The following is a 1,748-nucleotide window of genomic DNA, read 5'->3' as shown; positions in this document are numbered from 1 at the left end:
TGGTGGGTCTGGTTGGATTCGAACCAACGACCCCCGCCTTATCAAGACGGTGCTCTAACCGACTGAGCTACAGACCCATATTCTTCGGATCTGCATCCCAGGCCAAGGAACGTCAAGCATCTTGCGCTTGCCCCTTTTCCTCACCGATCCAGCTTAACGAACAACCGATAAGAGTGGACACTTGATCAAGCGCTTTACGCGCTGAAAGGAGGTGATCCAGCCGCACCTTCCGATACGGCTACCTTGTTACGACTTCACCCCAGTCATGAACCCTACCGTGGTAAGCGCCCTCCTTACGGTTAGGCTACCTACTTCTGGTAGAACCCACTCCCATGGTGTGACGGGCGGTGTGTACAAGACCCGGGAACGTATTCACCGCGACATGCTGATCCGCGATTACTAGCGATTCCGACTTCATGCAGTCGAGTTGCAGACTGCAATCCGGACTACGATCGGGTTTCTGGGATTGGCTCCCCCTCGCGGGTTGGCTGCCCTCTGTCCCGACCATTGTATGACGTGTGAAGCCCTACCCATAAGGGCCATGAGGACCTGACGTCATCCCCACCTTCCTCCGGTTTGTCACCGGCAGTCTCATTAGAGTGCCCTTTCGTAGCAACTAATGACAAGGGTTGCGCTCGTTGCGGGACTTAACCCAACATCTCACGACACGAGCTGACGACGGCCATGCAGCACCTGTGTTCCGGTTCTCTTTCGAGCACTCCCAAATCTCTTCGGGATTCCAGACATGTCAAGGGTAGGTAAGGTTTTTCGCGTTGCATCGAATTAATCCACATCATCCACCGCTTGTGCGGGTCCCCGTCAATTCCTTTGAGTTTTAATCTTGCGACCGTACTCCCCAGGCGGTCAACTTCACGCGTTAGCTGCGCTACCAAGCTCCGAAGAACCCAACAGCTAGTTGACATCGTTTAGGGCGTGGACTACCAGGGTATCTAATCCTGTTTGCTCCCCACGCTTTCGTGCATGAGCGTCAGTGTTATCCCAGGGGGCTGCCTTCGCCATCGGTGTTCCTCCACATATCTACGCATTTCACTGCTACACGTGGAATTCCACCCCCCTCTGACACACTCTAGTTCGGGAGTTAAAAATGCAGTTCCAAGGTTGAGCCCTGGGATTTCACATCTTTCTTTCCGAACCGCCTGCGCACGCTTTACGCCCAGTAATTCCGATTAACGCTTGCACCCTACGTATTACCGCGGCTGCTGGCACGTAGTTAGCCGGTGCTTATTCTGCAGGTACCGTCAGTTACGCCAGATATTAGCCGGCGCCGTTTCTTTCCTGCCAAAAGTGCTTTACAACCCGAAGGCCTTCTTCGCACACGCGGCATGGCTGGATCAGGGTTGCCCCCATTGTCCAAAATTCCCCACTGCTGCCTCCCGTAGGAGTCTGGGCCGTGTCTCAGTCCCAGTGTGGCTGGTCGTCCTCTCAAACCAGCTACGGATCGTCGCCTTGGTAGGCCTTTACCCCACCAACTAGCTAATCCGACATCGGCCGCTCCAATAGTGAGAGGTCTTGCGATCCCCCCCTTTCCCCCGTAGGGCGTATGCGGTATTAGCTACGCTTTCGCGTAGTTATCCCCCGCTACTGGGCACGTTCCGATGCATTACTCACCCGTTCGCCACTCGCCGCCAGACCGAAGTCCGCGCTGCCGTTCGACTTGCATGTGTAAGGCATGCCGCTAGCGTTCAATCTGAGCCAGGATCAAACTCTTCAGTTCAATCTCTAGATTT

General features: G+C 54.9%; 1 tRNA gene and 1 rRNA gene. Both read right to left on the bottom strand.

The features are described 5' to 3' along the window. Positions 1-77, bottom strand: a tRNA-Ile gene (locus CDO46_RS24325). Between the two features lie 127 nt (positions 78-204). After that, positions 205-1,735: ribosomal RNA gene (locus CDO46_RS24320) — 16S ribosomal RNA — on the bottom strand. Positions 1,736-1,748: the final 13 nt, after the last annotated feature.

The organism is Pigmentiphaga sp. NML030171 (assembly GCF_002188635.1).
Taxonomy (GTDB): domain Bacteria; phylum Pseudomonadota; class Gammaproteobacteria; order Burkholderiales; family Burkholderiaceae_B; genus Pigmentiphaga; species Pigmentiphaga daeguensis.
This window is presented reverse-complemented; position numbering and strand designations above follow the sequence as displayed.